At 61.0% G+C, this 22,161-nt stretch carries 15 protein-coding genes and 1 pseudogene; 8 read left to right on the top strand and 8 right to left on the bottom strand.

Annotated elements, in window-relative coordinates; genetic code table 11:
* Positions 1 to 24 precede the first annotated feature (24 nt).
* Positions 25 to 198, bottom strand: a complete 174-nt coding sequence (locus KZX46_RS23100; RefSeq protein ID WP_226896352.1) for a hypothetical protein — start codon at positions 196 to 198, stop codon at positions 25 to 27.
* Between the two features lie 253 nt (positions 199 to 451).
* On the opposite strand from KZX46_RS23100, the gene KZX46_RS21510 reads away from it, so the two are divergent.
* Together KZX46_RS21510 and KZX46_RS21505 are read left to right on the top strand one after the other, a co-directional pair.
* A complete protein-coding gene (locus tag KZX46_RS21510; RefSeq protein WP_219777410.1) occupies positions 452 to 1,669 on the top strand; it encodes a DUF1173 family protein in 1,218 nt (405 codons plus the stop codon).
* Positions 1,670 to 1,733: 64 nt separating this feature from the next.
* Positions 1,734 to 3,158, top strand: coding sequence for a UvrD-helicase domain-containing protein (locus tag KZX46_RS21505; RefSeq protein WP_219777337.1), 1,425 nt, complete (start codon positions 1,734 to 1,736; stop codon positions 3,156 to 3,158).
* A gap of 55 nt (positions 3,159 to 3,213) precedes the next feature.
* Here KZX46_RS21505 and KZX46_RS21500 read toward each other — a convergent pair whose 3' ends face one another.
* The gene (locus tag KZX46_RS21500; protein WP_219777336.1) at positions 3,214 to 4,080 is read right to left on the bottom strand and encodes a HEPN domain-containing protein; all 867 of its coding nucleotides are present in this window, start codon (positions 4,078 to 4,080) and stop codon (positions 3,214 to 3,216) included.
* Positions 4,081 to 4,355: 275 nt separating this feature from the next.
* Here KZX46_RS21500 and KZX46_RS21495 point away from each other — a divergent pair, with 275 nt between their 5' ends.
* From KZX46_RS21495 to KZX46_RS21485, 3 genes are read left to right on the top strand one after another with little or no spacing between them, the layout of a single operon-like run.
* Positions 4,356 to 4,973 carry a recombinase family protein gene (locus KZX46_RS21495; RefSeq protein WP_219777335.1) on the top strand — a complete coding sequence of 206 codons (618 nt, stop codon included), beginning with the start codon at positions 4,356 to 4,358 and terminating at the stop codon, positions 4,971 to 4,973.
* Entirely contained in the window at positions 4,970 to 5,539 is a 570-nt protein-coding gene (locus KZX46_RS21490) for a Uma2 family endonuclease (protein WP_219777334.1), read from the top strand. Before KZX46_RS21495 ends, KZX46_RS21490 begins: the two co-directional genes overlap by 4 nt.
* A 40-nt stretch (positions 5,540 to 5,579) precedes the next feature.
* The gene (locus KZX46_RS21485; RefSeq protein ID WP_219777333.1) at positions 5,580 to 6,977 is read left to right on the top strand and encodes an acyl-CoA thioesterase/bile acid-CoA:amino acid N-acyltransferase family protein; all 1,398 of its coding nucleotides are present in this window, start codon (positions 5,580 to 5,582) and stop codon (positions 6,975 to 6,977) included.
* A gap of 1,088 nt (positions 6,978 to 8,065) precedes the next feature.
* Here KZX46_RS21485 and KZX46_RS21480 read toward each other — a convergent pair.
* Both KZX46_RS21480 and KZX46_RS21475 read right to left on the bottom strand, forming a co-directional pair.
* Positions 8,066 to 10,570 carry a prolyl oligopeptidase family serine peptidase gene (locus KZX46_RS21480; protein ID WP_219777332.1) on the bottom strand — a complete coding sequence of 835 codons (2,505 nt, stop codon included), beginning with the start codon at positions 10,568 to 10,570 and terminating at the stop codon, positions 8,066 to 8,068.
* A gap of 316 nt (positions 10,571 to 10,886) precedes the next feature.
* Positions 10,887 to 13,979, bottom strand: coding sequence for an efflux RND transporter permease subunit (locus KZX46_RS21475; RefSeq protein ID WP_219777331.1), 3,093 nt, complete (start codon positions 13,977 to 13,979; stop codon positions 10,887 to 10,889).
* Positions 13,980 to 14,659: 680 nt separating this feature from the next.
* Here KZX46_RS21475 and KZX46_RS21470 point away from each other — a divergent pair.
* Together KZX46_RS21470 and KZX46_RS21465 are read left to right on the top strand one after the other, a co-directional pair.
* Positions 14,660 to 14,971 carry a hypothetical protein gene (locus KZX46_RS21470; protein WP_219777330.1) on the top strand — a complete coding sequence of 104 codons (312 nt, stop codon included), beginning with the start codon at positions 14,660 to 14,662 and terminating at the stop codon, positions 14,969 to 14,971.
* 422 nt (positions 14,972 to 15,393) lie between these two features.
* The gene (locus KZX46_RS21465; protein WP_219777329.1) at positions 15,394 to 16,818 is read left to right on the top strand and encodes a UvrD-helicase domain-containing protein; all 1,425 of its coding nucleotides are present in this window, start codon (positions 15,394 to 15,396) and stop codon (positions 16,816 to 16,818) included.
* A gap of 370 nt (positions 16,819 to 17,188) precedes the next feature.
* Here KZX46_RS21465 and KZX46_RS21460 read toward each other — a convergent pair whose 3' ends face one another.
* The 3 genes and pseudogenes from KZX46_RS21460 to KZX46_RS21450 form a co-directional block, all read right to left on the bottom strand.
* On the bottom strand, positions 17,189 to 17,665 hold the full coding sequence (locus tag KZX46_RS21460; RefSeq protein ID WP_219777328.1) for a hypothetical protein: 477 nt from the start codon (positions 17,663 to 17,665) through the stop codon (positions 17,189 to 17,191).
* A gap of 127 nt (positions 17,666 to 17,792) precedes the next feature.
* A pseudogene (locus KZX46_RS21455) lies at positions 17,793 to 18,610 on the bottom strand (S1/P1 nuclease).
* Positions 18,611 to 18,630: 20 nt separating this feature from the next.
* On the bottom strand, positions 18,631 to 18,963 hold the full coding sequence (locus KZX46_RS21450) for a WGR domain-containing protein (RefSeq protein WP_219777326.1): 333 nt from the start codon (positions 18,961 to 18,963) through the stop codon (positions 18,631 to 18,633).
* Between the two features lie 46 nt (positions 18,964 to 19,009).
* Between KZX46_RS21450 and KZX46_RS21445 the strand changes: the two genes are divergently transcribed.
* Complete coding sequence (locus tag KZX46_RS21445) at positions 19,010 to 19,273, top strand: hypothetical protein (RefSeq protein ID WP_219777325.1); 264 nt, start codon at positions 19,010 to 19,012, stop codon at positions 19,271 to 19,273.
* On the opposite strand, the gene KZX46_RS21440 is transcribed toward KZX46_RS21445, so the two are convergent.
* Positions 19,262 to 22,150, bottom strand: a complete 2,889-nt coding sequence (locus KZX46_RS21440) for a conjugal transfer protein TraG N-terminal domain-containing protein (protein WP_219777324.1) — start codon at positions 22,148 to 22,150, stop codon at positions 19,262 to 19,264. The genes KZX46_RS21445 and KZX46_RS21440 overlap by 12 nt on opposite strands.
* Positions 22,151 to 22,161 lie beyond the last annotated feature (11 nt).

Below are 22,161 nucleotides of genomic sequence, written 5' to 3'. Positions count from 1 at the left end.
GATGTTGACCCCGAATGGGTTTTATCAGGCGAGAACGAAACGCCGACGTCGACCTACGTCGCGCCAGATTGGCACCGTCTCGACCGTCTGGCCGCTGAGGTCGCCAGCATGTGCGCTGAGGTTGGAGCGGACATAGACCACGCCAAACAGCAGCACCTTGCGCGCATGTTGTACGACCAAGGAAATGACGCCGGTCAAGCGGCCTCAAGCCAGCTGCGAAAAGTCCTGAGCGCAATATCGTATCGATCTCGTGACCATTGTTCAAAAAACGAACCTGACGCGGACGTGACAGCGTGCTAACGCTCGTCCGCCGGACAACCCATTGTAATCACTTAACATAATGGAAGTTATCAAACTTTCAGCCACCGGCATTTAATGCCAGAACGCGGAGGACGAGGTGCAGCACTATCGTATTCTCGATCACCAGATTGCCGCCGCTGATCCTGGATTTATGGAAGTGCTTGCACGTGCACATGCTAGCCACTCTCCCGCCCACTGCCTTTGCCGCTCCGATCGCGAGCTGCCGCTCTACGTGACAAAGCGGCAGAGCGGCTTCGTGCTCGCCCGGTGGCCAGGGTCAGGCGCGCAGCATGACACCAGGTGCGACCATTACGATGCACCCGACGACCTGACAGGACTCGGCCAGGTTCAGGGCAATGCCGTCAAGGACGATCCGGAGACCGGCGACGTCCATCTGAAGTTGGCGTTCCCGCTGAAGCGAGGAGCTGCACGCGCCGCGCCCGCGGCGATCACCAACGACACGCCGGCGCTGAAACACAACGGCCGCAAGCTATCGATGCGCGGCCTCCTCCACATCCTGTGGAACAAGGCCGAGCTGACCCACTGGTATCCGCGCATGAGCGGCAAGCGGAACTGGTTCATCGTCCGGCGCGAGCTCCTCGAAGCGGCCGAGAACTGCTTCGCCAAGGGCGCAGCGCTTGGACCAAGATTGTTCGTGCCCGAGAAGTTCCGCTTCGACGATCGCACCGGCATTGCCGGCCGGCGGCACACCGCTCTGACCCCTGCCCGGCTATCACCGGATACGATGATGATCGTCGTCGGCGAAGTGAAGACGATCGGCGAGTCACGTTACGGCGAAGCGATCGGCCTGAAGCATCTCGCCGACTGGCCGTTGTACATGGATATCGACACCGCGAAGCGTTTTCATCGGCGGTTCGCGGCCGAAGAGCATCTGTGGCGGTCATCAGCCGAAGACGAAGGGCACTTGATCCTCGCAGCCAGCTTTTCGCTTCGGCAGTCGGGCGCGGCCGAGATGTTCGACATTGCCCTGATGCCGGTGACACGCGAGTGGCTGCCCTACGAAAACGCGATCGAACGTGAGCTCCTGCGCGTCGCGGTCAGCGATCGGCGGTCGTTCGTCAAGGGACTGCGGGTCGACCTCAACGCTTCGCGGCCGATCGCTAACATCACCCTGACCGACACCGACCCGCAGGCTGTCGCGGTGAATCTTGTGACAGAGGACGACACCGACGCTGCGGAAGCGGCGCGAGCCGTTCTTATAGCCACCGCCGGGGTCGATCACTGCTCATGGCGGCCGGGTATGCCCCTTCCCGGCCCACGAACGACCGAGCGGCAAACCGCGACCATCACCGAACCTTTCGACCCCGCGTCGTTCGATCAGTTCGCGCGACCGGCCCTTGTCATGTAACCAGATTCCCTGACCGACCTGCAGGTCGCCAACAAAATACGCCTCACCCGGCGGCGAGACATCAATGACCCCAACGCCCGAACAGACGGAGATCCTCGCGCGCCCCCCGCACGGCATCGACAAGGTTGCTGCCGGTGCCGGGTGTGGCAAGACCTCGACCCTCGTCGAATATGCCAGGCGCTGGCCGGCGAAAGGCCTTTACCTCGCGTTCAATCGATCAATCGCGGACGAAGCAAGACGTAAGTTCCCGGGCTCGATCGAGACGCGAACCGCCCATAGCTTTGCACACCGCGCGCTGCAGATCGGCAAGCGCGGCGATCCGATCAACAAGTTCCGGTTCGAGCACCTACGGCCCTACGACGAGTTTATCCGCCCGGTCGACGGCATGACCTATGGCCAGGTCCGCGCCGCGATCCTGAACACGCTCGACAGCTTCCTGATCGATGCCGGAAGCAAGCTGCGCGCCGACCACTGCCAGCTGGCGGATATCAAGCAGCGATCCGCGATCAGGCACATGGTCAAGGCGATCGCCGTCAAGCTGCTCAGGTTCGACCGGCACGACCTGCCCATCACCCACGACACCTACCTGAAGGCGTTCGAGCTGTGGCACCGGATCGAAGGCGATTTTGCCTATCTCCTGCTCGACGAGGCTCAGGATCTTAATCCGGTACTAATCTCCGTGGCGCGCAAGGCGACGTTACCCACGGTCGTGGTCGGCGACACCTATCAGTCGATCTACCGCTTCAGGGGCGCGGTCGATGCGATGCAGCAATTTCCGGCCGACGAATTGCCGCTGACGCACAGCTGGCGCTTCGGCCCGAAGATCGCGACGCTGTGCAATCGCATCCTGAAGCATCACTCGCGACCGCCGCGCCGACTGTTGCACGGCAATCCTGCTATCGACAATAAGATCATCCGCTACGGTGGCGCTGCGAGCGCCGGCGCCGGCACCGCAATCCTCGCACGCACCAATGCGCGCCTGTTCGAGGGCCTGTCGCTGATCGATCGGCCATTCCACCTCCTTGGCGGATTTACCGGACTCGAGCGGCAGCTTTCGTCAGCCTACGCGCTGCGTCACAACCAGCTCGCACAAGTGACCGACGCTGAGGTCGCCCGGTTTACATCGTGGGGGCAGTTCATCGACGCAGCCGAGCGCGGCGACGTCGACGCGCGACGGTTACGCGACATCGTCGAAAAGCATGGGGCATCCCTGCCCTCGTTATTGCAGAGGCTTGCCGGACTGCACCAGGACAACGAGCGTGACGCGCAGATCACGGTATCGACCGCGCACAAGGTGAAAGGACGCGAGTTCCGCACAGTGTTTGTTCTCGACGACTTCGATTCCCCGCGCGAGCTGATGGCGCGGCGGGCCAAGGACGCGAACAAGACTGACGAGACCGATCAACTGATCAATCTTCTTTACGTAGCTTGCTCACGAGCGACTTATCGCGTTTGCCTCGCGCCAAAGCTATACGACGAGCTTTGTTAAAGGAGGCCTTTGTCTAGAGTCTCGCTGAATAGTCCGACACGATAAAGCAAGTGATTCACTGTAGGTTATGCCTGATCTTAGCCTTATCAATCGCCGCATTGATTTGCTGGATCACGCCCGGGCTCGCCACTGATCCACTCGGAAGCTGTACGTTCGCCATAAACCACTCCGCCAGTTCGACACCTTCAGCAGCCCAATCTCGATCATCGCTCGCTAAAGGATCCAGGATACGACGAATAATAACTGGGTTCCGAGAAGAACTGCCTCCCTGCATGGACTTGTGCAGGAAATCCGACGGCGCGAAAGCCATGTTCAGGTTAAGTGCCGCAACGCGACGATCCGACTTTTTTTTCTCCGTAATAAGCGTGTCAAGCGGCATGCCCATACTCCCATAATATTCCGGCTGTCGTTTGAGAATATCTCGATGCGTCACCTTCGGAGCACCGGGATCATCACGCGGAAACATCCGATCGTTGATCGGACAAATAAGACGACGAACTGCGAAGATCATTTGATCGAGCATGTGGAGATCAGAGTCATGTATGACGTATCCATAGATAAGATAACGATTATCGGCATTGCCGTTCCGCAAGAGATGATCCATGAATTCGTCAGGTGTTCGCTCAAACCAATGATGAATATTAAGATTTACAGGTTTCTCTAACTTATCGGGTAAAAGGTCACCTGCAAGAGTTTTGACCTCTGCATAAAGTTTCACAATATCATGACCATAAGACTTTGAGGACTTACCATTTACTAGCAGAACGCTTTTTAGGTATTTTTCTAGCGCATGGACTGATAACCACAAGAAGTCGGTATTAAGATCATTGATTACGCACCACCGAGCCGTGATATAATTCTCATCGGCAGTCCTTACAAACAACTCATGAACCAGGTTCGTTTTTAAGATTCTGAGGCTCACGTTTTACTCCAGGGGTTGTTCGTATGTAACTAAACTAAGTTTGCCGAACCTTACAACGCGACTTCGGACCGAACTACGATCAGGTGATGTCATCGACGACCGAGCAAAACTGCGTCGTCGACGATATCGGTGACCACAGCAATGAATCTCGAAGGTATACCGTTGCGGGACAGATCGCGTGAGACACTCTCAGTAGTCTCACAACGGTTGCCGCGCCCTCAGCGGGACGTTAGATTACCATCTTCTAAGACCGTTGCGAGACAGGTAAGACGAAAATGGCACTCTACGGCTATGCTCGCGTCAGCACGACCGACCAGGACGTCGCCGTTCAGGAAGCAGCGCTGACCGCGGCCGGCTGCGCGATCATCCGGACCGAGAAGAAGTCGGGGACGTCGCGCAAGGGCCGCACCGAGCTGACGATCCTGCTCGATTTCCTCCGCCCGGGGGATACTCTGATCGTCACCCGGATAGATCGGCTCGCGCGATCGATCGGCGACCTGCAGGACATCGTTCGCGCCGTCGCCGCCACGGGCGCCATGCTGCGCGCCACCGCGCAACCGATCGACACCTCGACCGCGGCCGGCAAGGCGTTCCTCGACATGCTTGGTGTCTTTGCCGAATTCGAGACGAACCTGCGCAAGGAACGCCAGCTCGAGGGCATCGCTGCGGCGAAGGCGAAGGGTGTATATGCCGGCAAGGGACGACTGCCGACGATCGACTCGCTCGAGGTACGTCGATTGCATAGCGAGGGCATCGGTCCGGCCGCGATCGCCAAGCAGCTCAAAATCGGCCGCGCCTCGGTCTACCGCCTGCTAAGCGGTCCCGAAGCGGCCGGGAGGGGAGGACGCGCAGAGGGCGATGTGGTATCATCCACGCAGGAGATGGCGGCATGACCTCACCAGCGACTTTGCCACGACGGCTCACGATCGACGAATTCTTCGCGGCCTACTCCGGACGCGGCGAGAAGTACGAGCTCGTCGACGGTGTCCCGCGCATGATGGCGCGCGCCAATCGTCGGCACGTTCGTATCATGGGCAATCTGCTCTGGCGGTTAAACGAGAGACTTCAGGGCAGCCCATGCGAGGCGCTGGCTGCGGATATGGGGCTTGGGGTCAGCGAGTTCACCTACCGCCTTCCGGACGTGGCGATTTACTGCGATCCCAGCGATCTCGGTCCACGTGCGGTCGAGCCAGTGACGCTTCACCACCCGAAGGTGATTTTTGAGATCATCTCACAGTCGACAGAGTCGACTGACTACGGCGTCAAGCTGGACGAGTACCAACGCATCATCAGCGTTGACACCATCGTCTACGTCCACCCATCGCGCAACGCGTTCACGACCTATGAGCGGATCTCGCCGACCGAATGGCGAACGGTTCTGCACCTGCCCGGCCAGCCCCTGGTGCTTCGCGACCCTGCCGTAACGATCACAGCCGAGGAGATTTTCGGCGGCACCTGATTGGGCTACACCCAGTATGATTTGTTGACCGAGGAACGATATGACTGGGATCACCGCCGGGTTGATAGCCGCCTTTCGTTTGAGCGTGCTTGCTGTGTCGGCTCAATCGGCCCCTGCGCCAGTGCTTGAGGTGTCACCAGCGGAAGGGTCAACCAACGCACCTCTTGACGTGATCGTGCGGGGCGTCCCTCCAGGCGCCCAGGTCACGGTCACTGCCGTCCGCATCGGTGAGACTGGCGATACGTGGACAGCCTCGGCCGTGTTCACAGCGGACAGGCTCGGCATCGTCAATTCAGCGACAGCCCCATCAGTCGGCGGCACCTATCGCGGGGTTAGCCCACACGGCCTGTACTGCTCTGTTTTGCCTAAGGAAGGTGAAAGCCCGGAGAAATTCGTTGCCTCATTTTTCGCTCAGCCCAATCAAGAGATGTCAATCATATCGCCCATGACTCGCTCGCCGATAACCGTAAGGGCTGCGATTGACGGCAAGGAAATCGGCTCCGCCACAATTGGGCGCGGTTTCGCCATAGGCACGGACGGGCAGGAGGTTTCCGGACCTTCTGGCTGGCGGGGCCTGTACTACCCGCCTGCCGCAGGTACTCCCATCGGCGAGCCCGTGGTTGTGCTTACTGGCTCGGGCGGAGGTGTCGCTTCTTCAACGGCGGCTCTTCTCGCAAGCAACGGCCACCCAGCCCTCGCGCTGGCGATCTACAACTACAAGGACCTTCCGAAGGCCTTGTTGAATCGTCCGCTGGAACACATCCAAGAAGGTACGGTCTGGCTTGCCCGCAGGTCCGGTACCGCAAGGGCGGCGGTCATGGGCATCTCCCGTGGGTCTGAGGCGGCGCAACTCGCGGCGGCGTTCTTCCCCGAAGCATTTTCAGGAGTAATTGCTGAGGTCCCCTCGCACCTTATCGGGGGCGCGCTCGGACCGGGTACCTCGCCGGGCGACCCGGCCTGGAGCGTTGGCGGACGTCCCCTCCAGCCGTTCCCGGCCAAGATCGACCTTGCGAAGATCAATGAGGCTATCAAAACGCCGCCTGGTTATCGAGGCTCGTCCGACCTTCTGCCAATATGGAACGACCCGGCTGTCGAGGCTGCGAACGGCATCCCCTACGAACGGATCAAGGTGCCATTTCTGGTCTTGGCCGGCGGCTCGGATGATATCTGGCCCTCAAACGTCAGCGCAGAACACATCCGGCGTCGAATGGAAGCCCTCGGGGAAAGCGGCCACGTGGAGATCCACGTCTATCCCGACGCAGGCCACGGACTTGTTAACGTCGGGCGGGGCAACGCGCTGTCAAACCTCAGCTACAGTTTGAGCCTCAAAGGCTACATGTCGATCGGCGGAACGCCCAACGGGAATTGCGAGGCTTCGTTCGACGCCTTCAATGACATGCTCAGGTTTCTCAATCGGCTCAAACAGGCGCGCCCGTGACTGTGGTTAGACCGCGGTCGAGACGACAGATGGGAAGGCGAAGACCAGCCTTGGCGTTGGCTTTCGCATTCCTGCTGCCTAGCGGAACAGCTTTAGCAATCACTCCGTATTGCGGGGGTAGCCAGATCAACATTGGTGGTGGGTTCAGTCTCACTATGTACATGTTCGATCGGTCTTCCGCCTTCGATCTGGAATATGAGGTTCCTGACGGCGATGTCCGCGCACAAGACGCTGTCGTTGCGGTCAAGCCGATTAAACTGACATTCGCCGGCTTCGCGGCAAACGCAGCCGGAAACCCCCGAATTGGATATGCGCATCTAGATTTACGCGAGCCACAGGGTCAGAGGTTTGAGACTGGGGCGATACACCTCAACTGCGGTAATGGGGTCGGCCTTTCAGCCACTTTCTCCGGCAGCTACCCACCAAACCAGCCCCCTGCGCCCAATAGCTTCGATGACCCTTTCTTTGCGGACCGAGCCAACGCCCCGTCTTGCATAAACGCTTTGGAAAAATCGGGGCACTTCACACTCACTTTTTTCCGCTCTGGAAGAATGGATCCGTCATTGACCTTGCAAGGTCAGGTGCCGCTCCAGGCCGCTATTCGGAAAGCTAAAGAGCGCTGGCGACGATATATAAAGGAGGCGGATGCAAGCGAATGCCGCATGATGCCCGCGCCTCCGCCGCCATTCTAGCTTTAGGTATTTCTTTCACACGGATGCGAGCCAACGTGAGATTAAGGCTTGGCTGATGCAGAGGGCCGTTGTGGAATATCATCATTGGCCGAGCGCAAGCCAAGGTGGAGGTGTTAGGGACGTCATGACTGTAGATAGGCGCGGAAGCGGGGACCCCGCTGTTTCACTACGTAACCCGTTGCAGTTAGGCCGTATATCGCTATCAACAGGGGTCCCGATCGCCGCCGATCGGGACCCCCTCCGCTGGAAGAACAGTCCGCAGTTGCAATAGCTTGCCTCGAATTGGTGGGATCCAGCTTCCGCGCCTATCTACAGTCCACGAGGCCTAGTAACCGCCAGAATAGCGGCCGACAGCGCCGACCCAGTTGTAGCGGTTCAGCGCGAAACCTGATGGTCTCAGAATCTGTCGTATCCGTGCCCCATCACGTACCGGTCGAACCACATCAACGTCTCCCGCAGAATGTCTCGAACGTTGGCGGGAGATTGCGCAAGGCTATGGCCTTCGCCGTTGTAGCGCACGAGGCGCGCCGTTTTACCTTGCATATAGAGGCCGTGAAAGAACTGCTCCGCTTGGGTCACGGCACCGCGACCGTCATCTGTACCGTGGATCATGAGAAGAGGCGTGTGGACCTGGTCGAGATGGGTTAGGGGAGAATTTCGCTCGTAGGTCTCGCGGTCACTTGTTGGTAAAACATGAAGCCCGAATTGATCGGCGATGACCCAGTTCGAGCTCTTCTCATGCGCAATATCTGGATAGCCGCGGGCTAACGGGTCGAACTGGTCGACATATCCTGCAAGATCCGTGATGCCGGCCAAAGCGACGCCTGCCTTGAAGCGCCCGCTTTGAGAGAGCAGCGCATAGACACTATAGCCTCCATAGCTTTGACCAAAGACACCGAGACGATCGGGATCGGCGATGCCCATCTCGGCTAGCTTGTCTATCGCTGGCATTACGCCGTGGGTAACCGCCGCATAGACATCCTTGCGCACGGTCGGCAGCGGCATGGACGGCAGGAGGACCACATAACCCTTCGCTGCGTACAGCTGCAGGTTGTAGATGCCGGGCATCTGCGGATCGAGGAAATAGTCGCCATGCTGGTGGACCCAGTAGCCCTCATATACCCAAACCAGCGTTGGATAGCGGCGACCGGGCTGATAGTCGGGAGGTAGGATCGCGGCTCCCTTGACCGCCTGACCGTCCATCGTGCGATAATCAAAAAAGACATTTTTCCCCCAAGCAATCGACGCGAAGGAAGTGTTGAGCGAAAGCAGCTTGTGCGTCTCTCCCGTGGCGGGATCGCTTTCGTTTAGGAAAGTGCCGGTTTCGCCTCCGTCCTGCCAGAGCACGCGGCCTTGCACGACAAGGAGAGGTGTTGCCGTGGCCGGAAGCGTGATTGCGGCCGGCCCCGGTCCCGACGATATAACAACACGAATGACTTGGTTTTCCTCTGCATCAGTCGTCCCGACAAATAGCGAAGTCGGGCTGGATGCCGGATCCCCAGCTCCGATGAACGCGCCTCCATCGGCTCCGAGATCGGCCATGATGGACGAGCGCCCGCTGCGAGGATCAAAAGTAATGAGGGTCTGGCCGGCGATAGTGACAAATCGGCCGCCGGACAGGCGCCGAAGCGCGGAGGGCGCAAATTTCCACGTCGCGCTCAGGTTTGCGACGGTTCCATCACCGCCGATCCTCCACCAGTCTAGTCGCTCATCGGCAGGAGCATGCAAACGGGCCAGCATGCGTTGGTTGTCGATCCAGATCAGCTGCGGCTCATGACGTGAGTTGGTGCCGGCGGCTTCCTGATCGAGAACGACCGTGCCAATCTGCGTCGCCCGGCTGGTTGCGGCGCTGGCGACAAGCAGGACCGGCTTATTCTCGAAGGCGTCCCGGCGAGCACGCAACGCGAGACGTTTGCTATCTGGCGACCAGCCATAGAGTTCGAGCGGGTAAGGCGTGGCGGCGGGTAACCCAATCCAGTGCATCGTCGCTCCGGGACGAAGATCGGTGACCCCGAGGCGCTTCTCGACCAACCAGTCATCATAATCCGCGTGAGGAGGGCGTCGGCCTGCAGCCTGAGGAAACGCCGCAACGGGAGTGAGCACGGCTAACTGTCGACCATCCGGAGACACAGATAGGCTGAGGTCACCGCGGAAAGGGTAGGATGGCACCGAGGTTACAAGATGCCACTGACGGGTCTTGACATCTACAATCTGAATGACCGCGGTGCCCTCTGCGGGCGGGAGTGTTCGTGCGGCTCCGCTGCCCATCGCCTCGCCGGTCGGTGTGACGCCGTCGCGCAGGCGCCGGGCGTCACGGGCGTCGATCCGAAAAGGGCGCGACGCCTCGTCGATCAATCCCGATATCTGCCCGTCAGGCAAGGTTGCCGCGAGCAGACGGTTATTATCGAGCCATAAAAACGGCGCATTTTCGCCTTCACCTGCACATGAGTGCGGCACGGTGCTGTGATCAGCGCCTCCCCTCAGATCGAGCCGGTGGATAGCGCCGCCATAGCGGGTCTGCGTGATCATCGCGACATCGCCGAGGCGGGTGAGCTTGTCGGTGTCGCGCTCCCAGAGATAAAGCCGCACATTGTCCCCGCCACGCGGCTCGCTGTTTTCTGGTCGGGTCGAGAGCATCGCCAGTCGACGGCCGTCTGGAGACCAGCTCGCGCACCAGAAACCTGCGGCCTCAGGTGCACCTTGAGTGATGTTCCGGCGCTCGTGCGTCCGACGAGAAATTACCCAGACGTCGTTGCGCGAAGGATCAATCTCATAAGCAGTGCGGCCAAAGACTTCGCCGGCCTTGGCGGGTCGCTGCACAGAAGCAGAAACCCACTCGCCATCAGACGAGACCGTAACTTGATCGAGATGCTCCATTCCGAGCACGTCGTCTATCGTCATGGCATGCTTGGCGGAAGGCAATGGATCAGCGGTCAGAGACCCAGGAAGCGTAAGTGCAAAAAGTGCGAAGATCAGGCACTTTTTTAATAGCCTTCGCATTTTGCCTCACTCGTTATGTCAACCTCGGCGCACGATAAATTAACTTTCCCTATTTCCGCTTTGGGCAAGCGCAACGGTTGCGCTGCACGGCATATATTGGGCGCAGGCGGCCTGTCTGTTTCCCCGACCGATAGCTGGCGATCCCCGTTCAGCAACGACGTCGCGCTGATGGCAGATGGGCTCTGCAATGGACCGAAGCTAGAGTCGCATGCCCTCATCACTCCGCAGGTTCGGCAATCGATGGCCCCGCCTCCGCGCTATTAAACGCGCCGCCGATGCGCTGGCTGATCCACTTCTCGATATCGTCGGCAATGGTGAAGGCCGCGGGCACGATGATCAGCGTCAACACCGTCGACAACGTGATGCCGCCGATCACGGCGACGCCCATCGGCTGGCGGAACGAGCCGTCGGTGCCGATCGACAGCGCGACCGGCATCATGCCTGCAACCATCGCGACCGAGGTCATGACAATCGGCTGGGCGCGCTTGCGCCCCGCGTCGAGGATCGCCTCGACCCGGTCGATCCCCATCCGCATCTCCTCGATGGCAAAGTCGATCAGCAGGATCGAGTTCTTGGCGACGACGCCGAGCAGCATCAGCAGCCCGATGAACACCGGCATCGAAAGCGCAAAGCCCGTGATCATCAGCGCGATGATCGCGCCGAGCGGCGCGAGAAACAGCGACGCCATGTTGACGAATGGCGGCAGGATGCGGCGGTAAAGTAGGACCAGCACGGCGAACACCAGAAGCACGCCTGCGACCAGCGCATAGACGAAGTTGAGGACCAGCTCGCCGATCCACTCGTCCTCGCCGACCGCAACCTGCTTTACCCCTGCCGGCATCGCCGTGAATTCGGGCAGCGCGTGGATCGCCGACTGGGCGGTGCCACTCTTGGCCCCCGGTGCAAGGCTGGCGACCAGCGCGATGCGGCGGCCCTGGTTGTAGCGGCGGATTTTGACCGCGCCGGCGCCGAAATCGATATCGGCGAGGACCTTCAACGGCACCGACGGCCCGGTCAGCTGCTCCACCGACGTCGGCACCGGCAGGTTGCGGATCGTGTCGAGGTCGCTGCGCGCGCTGTTGCGCAGCTGGACCCGGATCGGGATCTGACGGTCCGACAGCGAGAACTTGGCGAGATTCTGCGGTACGTCGCCAATCGTCGCGATACGGATCGTCTGGCTGAGCGCCTGAACCGACACGCCCATTTGCGCCGCTATGTCGAAATGCGGCTTGATGACGATCTCGGGCCGTTGCAGGTCGGCGTCGATGTGCGCGTCACGCAACGACGGCAGGCGCTTCATGCCGGCGACGATTGCAGTGGCGGCGCGGTGCAGCGCCAACGGGTCGTCGCCGACGAGGACGACGTTGATATCATAGCCGCCGTAGCCGCCGGTCTGCGACTGGAAGTTGACCCGCGCGTCGGGCAGCTGGCGTAACGCCGGGGCCATGTCGCGTTCGAAGTCGACCGTCGACAGTGTCCGCTTGGCAAGCGGCACGAGGGTTACCTGGAGTGTGGCGAAGCGAACCTCCTCGTCGCCGCCGATCGTCTCCAGCACCTGCGCGACCTCGGGACGGGCGCGGAGCATTGCGCTCGCCTGCGCCGAGACGCGCTTGACGTCGGCCAGGCGGACGCCGGGGGCTAGTTCGATGCTGACGCTCGACTGGCCGGTGTCCTCCGCCGGGGCGAACTCGACCGGCAGCTGCATCCCGAGAAAGATCGTCAGAGCAAACGCCGCTACGCCGCCGCCGACTGTCCACCAGCGGCGGCGGATCGACCAGCGCAGGAAGGCGATGTACCGCTGCATAACCGGCCCCTGCCCCTGCGGCTGCTCGCCGTGCGGCTTGAGGAAATAGGCGGCGCACAGCGGCGTGATCAGCCGCGCCACGAGCAGGCTCATCAGTACGGCGATGACCACCGTCAGGCCGAACTGCTTGAAATACTGACCCGAAATCCCTGGCATAAGCGCAACGGGGAGAAACACCGCGACGATCGCGAAGGTCGTCGCGACGACAGCAAGGCCGATCTCGTCAGCCGCGTCCATCGCGGCGCGCCACGGCGTCTTGCCCATCCGCATGTGGCGGACGATGTTCTCGATCTCGACGATGGCATCGTCGACGAGGATGCCAGCGACGAGGCTGAGCGCCAGCAGGCTGATATTGTTCAGCGTGAAGCCGAGCGCGTCCATGAAGAAGAACGCCGGGATGCACGACAGTGGAATCGCGATTGCCGAGATTAGCGTCGCCCGCCAGTCGCGCAAGAAGAAGAAGACGACGACGACAGCAAGAAATGCACCTTCGAACAGCGACCGGATCGACGCCCGATAGTCTTCGCGAGTATGCTTGACCTGATCGTCGATCAACTCGATATGCGCCTTCGGGTTTTCGGCCGCGATCTTCTTCAGTTCGGCCTCGATCCGATCCATCGTCTGGACTTCGGAAGCGCCGCGCGCCTTCTGGATGGTGAACAGCGTCGTCTCGCGGCCGTTGTTACGCGTCATGATCCGCTGTTCGGCGCTGCCATCGCTGACCGTCGCGACATCGCCAAGGCGGACCGTGCGGTTTGCCGAGATCGAGATCTGGGTGTTGCCCAGCGACGCCGCCGACTGCGCGCCGCCAAGGACGCGCACCGCCTGCTCGGCCCCTGCGATCTCGGTGCGACCGCCGGTCGCGTCGATGTTGAGGGCGCGCAGCGTGTTGTTGATCTGTGCTGCGGTGACGCCGTATGCCTGCAGCTTCACCGGATCGAGATCGACATTGATTTCGCGGTTGACCCCACCCAAGCGGTTGACCGCGCTGACACCGGGAATGCCAAGCAGCCGCTTGGTCACAACGTTGTCGACGAACCAGCTAAGCTGCTCGAGCGTCATATCGGTCGTGGTCACCGACCACGTGCCGTACGGCGGGCCAAAATTGTCGATGCGCGAGACGACCGGCTCAAGGATGCCGTCGGGCAGGTCGGACCTGATCTTGGCGACGGCGTCGCGGACGTCGTTGGTCGCGCGGTCGGTCGGGGTGCCGATGGCGAACTCGATATTGGTCCCCGACACGCCTTCGACGGCGTAGGAGGTGATGTGCTCGACACCGCTGACCGAGGCGACTGCACCCTCGATCTTCTGCGTGATCTGCTTTTCCATCTCGGTCGGGGCGGCCCCGGGCTGGCTGACGTTGACCGACACGAGCGGAAAGCTGAGGTCGGGCAGTGCGTTGACAGCCATCCGGCTGAAGCTAACGACGCCGAGGAATGACAGGACGAGGAACAGGACAATCGGAAAGGTCGGGTTCTTGATTGCCCAGCTCGAGAGGTTGCGCATGCCAGCTTTCCCCCTGTTAATCGCCGGCAATGGATGTCGCCATCGTTCCAAACCGTCGTTGCGGACGTTTATAGCTTGGACTTTTTGTTGCGTCGATATTTGAGCTGAGGGCTCTTTAAGGTCGATTAGGCCTTGCCTACACGTTCGTTAAGTTGCTCCGCTGCCACTCTCTCGCAAGAACTGTAGATTGGCGTCGAAACGGGAACCGTCTTTTGGCAGAAAAGTCACTGGAAAGGCTCGGTATTATGAAGATCAAGGGGGTCCCGGTCGGCGCCGATCGAAACCCTGAGATTCTCGATTCTGTGTTCCCCTACAATGACTCGGCACCATTTAGCTGAGGGTCCACTTTCGACACCTATCCACGGCAGGGGCGCATGAAGTGTTCACACGCATTATCAGCGCATTAGTCGCTGCAACCTCAATGGTGGGCACCGCGCGGACTGGCCTTGTAACGAACGCGCCTATTGCGACACTCGCGCCCGTGCCTACAGCCTCGCTGATTCGCGACGGTTGCATGTGAATTTTCACAATACTCCCGCGCGTACTTTCTTGCTGCAGCGTACGAAAGCTGGTGGACGTCGTTGGCCTCGAAGCCAGTCAGTCATCTCCCGAGCGTGCCGACTACATACCGGCGGGCTCGACGCGCCTGTCGTGAGCTTACAGGAGTAATCACAGAAAGAATGACGCTCTCGGCCACTGCCAAGCTCCGCCTGCGCGAGATCCTCACTGCAGCGTTCTATGTGCACGAAGGGCGATGCCACGTGTGCCACGAGGCGATCAACCGAGACAGCGCTGGGAACCTAGCGTGGATACCGGTCGACGGTGGCGACGACCCCAACATCAAATATTTGTTCACTCACGCCACCGCCGCCAAGTTCGCGGCAGCGCTCGAGCGCTGCCGCCCGGTACACCGCGCCTGCAAAGAGCCGGTGGCGAGGCCGGTGGAGACGCCGGCACCGCCGAAGCGGCCGACTCTTACGCTACGTCTTTGAAGCGGCTAAGCCACTCGACAATCCTTGAGACACTGCGGTGGTAAACTCATCCGGTGTCGGCCTGTGTGACAGGATTTGATTTTCGGAAAATAGCGATGCATTGCAAGGGGTTATCATCAGTTTTAGTTCATTTACCTTGAGACCAGTCTCAAATAAGTGAACCGAGTCTCATTTTAGATGAATTTTGACAAGCGGCGCGAGCCGTTCTTATAGCCACCGCCGGTGTCGATCACTGTTCATGGGGGCCGGGCATGCCTTTGCCTGGTCCACGAACGACCGAGCGGCAAACCGAGACCATCACCGAACCTTTCGACCCCGCGTCGTTCGATCAGTTCGCCCGACCGGCCCTTGTCATGTAACCAGATGCCCTGACCGACCTGCAGGTCGCCAACAAACTACGCCTCACCCGGCGGCGAGACATCATGACACCAACGCCCGAGCAGATGGAGATCCTCGCCCACCCACCGCAGGGCATCGTCAAGGTTGCTGCCGGTGCCGGGTGTGGCAAAACCTCGACCCTCGTCGAATATGCCAGGCGCTGGCCCGCGAAAGGCCTTTACCTCGCGTTCAATCGATCAATCGCGGACGAAGCAAGCCGCAAGTTCCCAAGCTCGATCGAGACGCGAACCGCCCATAGCTTTGCGCACCGCGCCCTGCAGATCGGCAAGCGCGGCGATCCGATCAAAAAGTTCCGGTTCGAGCACCTACGGCCCTACGACGAGTTTATCCGCCCGGTCGACGGAATGACTTACGGCCAGGTCCGCGCCGCAATCCTGAGCACACTCGACAGCTTCCTGATCGATGCCGGAAGCAAGCTGCGCGCCGATCACTGCCAACTGGCGGATATCAAGCAGCGATCCGCGATCAGGCACATGGTCAAGGCGATCGCCGTCAAGCTTCTCAGGTTCGACCGACACGACTTGCCCATCACCCACGACACCTACCTCAAGGCGTTCGAGCTTTGGCACCGGATCGAAGGCGATTTTGCCTATCTCCTCCTCGACGAGGCTCAGGATCTGAATCCGGTACTGATCTCCGTGGCGCGCAAGGCGGCGTTGCCCACGGTTGTGGTCGGCGACACCTATCAGTCGATCTACCGCTTCAGGGGTGCGGTCGATGCGATGCAGCAATTCCCGGCCGACGAGTTGCCGCTGACGCACAGCTGGCGCTTCGGCCCGAAGATCGCGACGCTGTGCATTCGCATCCTGAAACATCACTCGCGACCGCCGCGGAGACTGTTGCACGGCAATCCCGCTATCGAAAACGAGATCATCCGCTACGGTGGCGCTGCGAGCGCCGGCGCCGGCACCGCAATCCTCGCACGGACCAACGCGCGGCTGTTCGAGGGCCTGTCGCTGATCGATCGGCCATTCCACCTCCTCGGCGGATTTACCGGACTCGAGCGGCAGCTTTCGTCAGCCTACGCGCTGCGTCAAAACCATCTCGCCCAAGTGACCGACGCTGAGGTCGCCCGGTTTACATCGTGGGGGCAGTTCAACGACGCAGCCGAGCGCGGCGACGTCGACGCGCGACGGTTACGCGACATCGTCGAAAAGCACGGGGCGGCGCTGCCGTCGTTATTGCAGAGGCTTGCCGGCCTGCACCTGGACAACGAGCGTGACGCGCAGATCACCGTATCGACCGCTCACAAGGTGAAAGGACGGGAGTTTCGAACGGTGTTCGTCCTCGACGACTTCGATACCCCGCGCGAACTGATGGCGCGACGGGCTAAGGACGCGACCAAGACTGAAGAGACCGATCAGCTCATCAATCTGCTCTACGTGGCTTGCTCTCGCGCCACCTATCGTCTCTGCCTGGCTCCCAAGCTCTTTGACGAGCTTTGTTGAAAGAGGACTGTATCCCGGGTCTGGACGTCAGTGATGAGAACACGGCATCACCGATGTGGCACCGGCCCGACAATCAGCGCGGGATCGTCACACCAGATCGGAGCATGCCCCACGGGACAATGTGGCGAACCCGATCGCTCGATCCAATATCTTTCGACCATGGCGACATAACCACAGGTTGCACATTTACACTCGATCAAATGTAGCGACGGACGATCATTCGACATAGAAAATTCCAAACGGGGCTCGACACAATGGCGCGCCACTATGTCGCGTTTGGTAGCCGTAGCCTGAACGCAGCCGAACTAAGTCTCTTTTAAGCCACAGTCGCGAGGCTTATCATAGTGAATGAAAGTTACGACTTTTCCGTTCAACCAAAGAAATGCGACTTCGGCATAGTTTGCGTCGGCAAATTGCCGTCGGGCCGCCGCCTAAATACGATTCCCGGTCCATTCAGGACTGTCGCGACCATTTCTGGGATGACCTCCTCGACGTGCGTCGATCGCCCAAACAAATCGTGCAGTCCGTACCAGTCGAGGCCACTGGCGGCGAGAACACGATATCGGCCGATCGGGACCGGCACCACGACATCATCACCAGAGCGGCAATAGATCGCCATGATCCGTTCGCCCGTGTCGGCCGCAGTGAGCAGCACGACATAATTACGCCGATCGGCGGCAGGGACGGCAACCCGGAATCGTGACTGACCACGCCGCAGATCGGCACTCGCGGTGATGAACACATCGCCAGATGACGGGAAACTCAGGATCGGCCCCGATGGCCCAGCAAATGACGGAATGCCGTATTGGTTGATAAGCGGCACCGCGATGGAGAGCAGCGCGACCAAGACCGAAACGGCAATAGCACGTCTCTGCGGTCTCCGAATCTCGGATTGCATGACACGCGACGGACGATCCGCTGCCCTCGTGCGATCGTACATATAGTCTCGGTCAGCTATGCCCATGTTATCTCGCTTATCTCAGCACGTCGTTGAGAACCGCGGCCAGCCTCACGCCGGCGCGTTCGAGCTGCACCGCCGCGATCGGCCCCGCCATCTGCAGATAGCCGTCACCGACGTCGACCGAGTGGTTGTCGCCGCCGCAATGCTCAACCAGCCCCGAACGCCCATAAGCCGCGCTCCGGGCGATCTCCCAACTCTCCCGCGCCCACGTCGCCGGAGATTGTTCGCGAGATCCGCCATCGCCGGCTCGCGCGGCGGCGGCGAGTCCGGCACGCCACCGGACGTAGCATGAACGGCTTCATCAACCAGGACCCGATCCCATTCGGCGTGGAGGTTGAGTGGGTAGCGCCCCGACTGCGGATAGCCCCTGACCTCGTTGCCACCGCGGTCGCCGGCGTCGCCGACGTGAAGCGGTTGATGCAGGTCGCCGACGAGATGCTCGACCCAGAGGAGCGCTTCGAGGCGCTCCTCCACGGTACGACCTCGATCGCGCAGCACCGCAAGCTCCCGGCGATACCGCTCGACGATAAAACGCCCGTCGGGATCGGCCGGAAGTGCGAACGGACGGCAGACCGAAACATCGATATAATGCCACGTCGATGTCGCGCCGAACCGGTCGTGATAGGTCGACCGAACGCAATCCGCCCATGTCGCGCCGTCCTCGAACGATCCTACCGGACACGCCGGCGTCGCCAGCGCCGGTACTACAGCGAGCAATTCGGCAACCTGGTGACGCGCGACCGGGGTCAGCTGGGTCCACGCGATATCGGCAATAGCACGATGACCCCGATCTCCCCACGCCGATGCCGGCGCCGCGAGCGCAAGGCACACAGCGACGCCGAGAAGATGCCTCACAGCAGAACCGGCGTGTAGGCGACACCGATGCGCCTGGCGGCCGTCGCACGACGTCGTAGATGGCCAGCGACGACGCGATCGGCTCCTGCCCTGTCGGTAAACGACACCCGCTTCCCCGCCGTCCAACCGCCGATACGGCCCCATGCTGTTTCCACAATCAAAGCACCGAACAGATCCTCGCTGGCTTCGACCGAATAGCGCCGGTTGACGTTGCGGGAATGGTCAACGGCAACCAACTCGATACGGCCGAGATTAAGCGCGTAGGGCGCGGGAAGAGGTGGAGCGGCGATGACAGAAAGTCCGGCGGGATGAGGCTGGAACTTTACCATCCGTCGTGGTATAAGTGTACTACAATTGTTCTGGTTAGGCAGACCGATGAGTGATGACACACTGCGCCACGAAGTCGAAGCGCTCCGCGAGCAGGTCGCGCGGCTCGAAGCTGATCGCGCTCGCCCCGTGGCGGTCGAAGGCTTCGAGGGACTGCGCCAGCTCAGCCACGCCATCGAAACCAAGAACCTCGATGCGTTCCTTCTCGATCGCGGCATTCCTGACCGGTGGTTCTGGGGAGGCGTATTAGCGCTGGTGTTCGTATTCATAGCGGTCTTCGGCTACTCTTTCGCGTACCACTTATTTCTTTAGAAAGCTCGGAGCGAAAGCCTCCCATGCTCCGTCTCGAAGTGCTTCACCGATTGTAGGCTGAGGTCCAGCAACCCGATCAAGCGTCTCCTGTGGGTTCGGCGAGATGCTCTTCTTGACCCGGTTGAACTCGGTCGCACGATCGTTGACGGCGCCGCCGACGCGGTTCGCCTCGTACTGCAGCGTCGAGCCGACGGCGTTGCGCCCCTCGCGAACAGTCTCGGGAGTCGGCACGCTGGCATCGAACGGCAGCCCACGTGCCTGAAGCGCCGCGATCCCGCCCTCAGCAACCGCGTGAACCTTGGTCTGCGTGTTGGCTGACGGACGGCTGAGCCCGGCGGCGGTAGGCGCGGAAAGGCTCGGCTCGACGCCGGCAGAGATCCGCTCACGCTCGGACGAAATAAACCCCTTCTCATAGAACGCCTGTTCGTTCTGCTGATCGGGGGTCTTGGCGAGGCCGCGTGTCGGGTTCCACGTCGAGGCGACGCCGCCGGCAGCGAGCTTGCGCTGCTCGCCGTGAACGTATTCGACGAACCGCTGGCTAAGGTTCTCGCCGACCGACACGCCGCTGCTGTCCCGCAGCGACGCCGCCTCCTCGAACCGCCGCGACTGTTCGTAAGACGTCCTCGCCTCTTCGCTCGCCGAGTTCGCGCGGGTGTAGGCCGCACTGACGCTGCTCGCCTTCGACGCGATCGTGCTGTTCGACGAGCCCTGCGTCACCCGGTCGAACGAGTCCTTCTGATTGCCCCAGCTGTGCGACCGCGCATACGAGCTCATGAAGTCCTGGGCTTCGCTCAGGCTGTCGGTCCCCTGGAGATGACCGCTGTCGGTCACGCGCTTGGAGATCCCCGTCTCGGCGCCGGCACTGATCGGGAACGATCCGCCGCGACCGCCGCCGCCTCCGCCGCCGCCTCCGCCGCCGCCTCCTCCGCCCAAGCCAAGCGTGCTCGAGCTGATCCGGCCGCTCATCATCTTCTCGGTAGCAACCGATACCGCCTTCTGCCGGTCGAAGCCGTAGCGGTTCTGCAGCGCCGTCGCGGCGTTATCGATCTGGCTGTAGGTCTCGCCAACGGTGCTGCGGTCGTCGCTGCCGAGGCTATGGTCGAGGGTCGTGCCGCCAGACACGGCGTTGCGAAACTCGGCCGCCTGTGTGTTGGCCGATGACACCGATGACGCGGCGGTGTTCGACAGGGTCTCCGACCTCGCCTTCGCCTCGCTCGCGCTCTTGGTCAGGGACGACTGGTAATCCTGTGTCAGGCTCGGAGAGACAGCGAGCCGTGAAATCGCGCCGCTGGCATCCCCGACCTCGGCGTCAGGATAGCTATGCGACATAAAGCCATCAGATCCTCGAGTGTTGAACGCCGACGCGCCCGAGGTGTACGATGCGGCGTCGCTCCAGTTGTTCGCCTGACGATTGTTCATATTCTGGTTGTCGAAGCTCGAGTTACCCAGCGAGATGTTGCCGGTCGACGCCTCATTGGCCGCGACTTCCGCAGCGTTCTGCGACGGCTGCAAGAAGCTCGTGGCGTTGCTCGAGATCGCCATCGCTCCACGCGCGATGCCGCCGGCAAGGAAGGGGATGCTCGCCATCATGTAGCCCGCCAGCAAGCCGATGTCGGCGGCCGCATCGGAGATCGAGTTGGCACTGATCAAGGTCGGCATGTTGCCGTGCTCGGGCATGCCAGCAGCACCACTGAGATCGTGGACCCCCTTGAACATCAGCATCATGTGAAGGATCGCGAACAAGGGTCCCCACGCGGCGAGATAGAAGAATCCGGTGATGTAACCCTTGAGCGCAGTCACGCCCCCGGAGGGCAGCAAAAACAACGGAAAAAGCACCGGGAACAGCGCATAGAAAATCACTGTCAAAACGATCTGCAACAACGGCACCCACTTCTCAGCCGCCGCGCCAATCGACGTGTAGGTGTTCTTGGTCTGGATGTCGGCCCGGGTCTGGGCATAGACGTCAACCGCGCTCCCGCCACCGGTCGAAGACATCGTGTGCATCGACTGGTTGAACGCGTTCAACAGCAGCGTCTGCTTCATCGTCGCCGCACCGTCCTGCGACACGCCGGTGAGATAGCTGTAGGCGCTGCCGAGATCGGCGTAGAGCTTGGCACTGACGATCGCGTCGGTGCCCTTGAAGAGGTTGTGACCGAGGCCCGACGCGGCGCGCGACTGCGCCTCGGACCATGCATCGGATAACCGCTGATAAGCGACCCTGCAGGTGATGATCTCGGTCGTCGTTGCGCCGCCGGTGTCGGTGATATACTTCTGCGCCCGTGCCGGACTGCCGGGACCCATGAAGCCCCAGACATCGCCGTTGTTGGCGAGCGCCGACATCGACTTGTGGCCGAGCAGCACATCATAGAACACGCAGTTGCGAATATGCTCGTCGAGGTTGGTGGCGAACTCGGGGTTGTTCAGCCGCATGCCCTGCGACGCCTCGATCAGCCGCGCGCCGTAGACCATGCCATTGTTGGCGTAACGCATGTCGTCGGGCATGCCGAAAACAACCTCAGCCTCGCGGGTGAGGTAGTCGCCGACCTGGCTGGTGAAGCTGGCGACGAGGCCGAGACCGAGCGGGACGTTGCCGACATACGACGGCGCAAGGCTCGGGTTGATCCGGTCGATGACCTGGACATCGACCCTCGGCACCATCAGGCACATGTACATCAACGTCCCCTGGAGGAACCAGTTGATCCACGCGCGCCAGTCGCTGTTGAACGCCAGCACGAGGCACGACATCGTGAAGCCCATGACGAGGACGACCTGGAGGAGGCTCTTATAGCCACCCTCCCCGGTCCATGCCGCGACGGCATTGAAGACGTTGCCGATGTACTCGCCGCCGCCGACCGTGAACACTTCGACTGTGGCCATCGTCTCCGTCC

The organism is Polymorphobacter sp. PAMC 29334, assembly GCF_019431245.1.
Taxonomy (GTDB): Bacteria; Pseudomonadota; Alphaproteobacteria; order Sphingomonadales; family Sphingomonadaceae; genus Polymorphobacter_B; species Polymorphobacter_B megasporae.
The sequence above is the reverse complement of the archived record's forward strand: the minus strand, read 5'-3'. Positions and strand labels throughout refer to the sequence as shown.

Coding starts and splice junctions, on each gene's coding strand:
- KZX46_RS21490 (WP_219777334.1), top strand. CDS start 4,970: ATGACCTCACCAGCGACTTTGCCACGACGGCTCACGATCGACGAATTC.
- KZX46_RS21470 (WP_219777330.1), top strand. CDS start 14,660: ATGACGCTCTCGGCCACTGCCAAGCTCCGCCTGCGCGAGATCCTCACT.
- KZX46_RS21445 (WP_219777325.1), top strand. CDS start 19,010: ATGAGTGATGACACACTGCGCCACGAAGTCGAAGCGCTCCGCGAGCAG.
- KZX46_RS21440 (WP_219777324.1), bottom strand. CDS start 22,150: ATGGCCACAGTCGAAGTGTTCACGGTCGGCGGCGGCGAGTACATCGGC.
- KZX46_RS21475 (WP_219777331.1), bottom strand. CDS start 13,979: ATGCGCAACCTCTCGAGCTGGGCAATCAAGAACCCGACCTTTCCGATT.
- KZX46_RS21510 (WP_219777410.1), top strand. CDS start 452: ATGGAAGTGCTTGCACGTGCACATGCTAGCCACTCTCCCGCCCACTGC.
- KZX46_RS21505 (WP_219777337.1), top strand. CDS start 1,734: ATGACCCCAACGCCCGAACAGACGGAGATCCTCGCGCGCCCCCCGCAC.
- KZX46_RS21480 (WP_219777332.1), bottom strand. CDS start 10,570: ATGACGATAGACGACGTGCTCGGAATGGAGCATCTCGATCAAGTTACG.
- KZX46_RS21495 (WP_219777335.1), top strand. CDS start 4,356: ATGGCACTCTACGGCTATGCTCGCGTCAGCACGACCGACCAGGACGTC.
- KZX46_RS21450 (WP_219777326.1), bottom strand. CDS start 18,963: ATGGTAAAGTTCCAGCCTCATCCCGCCGGACTTTCTGTCATCGCCGCT.
- KZX46_RS21465 (WP_219777329.1), top strand. CDS start 15,394: ATGACACCAACGCCCGAGCAGATGGAGATCCTCGCCCACCCACCGCAG.
- KZX46_RS21485 (WP_219777333.1), top strand. CDS start 5,580: ATGACTGGGATCACCGCCGGGTTGATAGCCGCCTTTCGTTTGAGCGTG.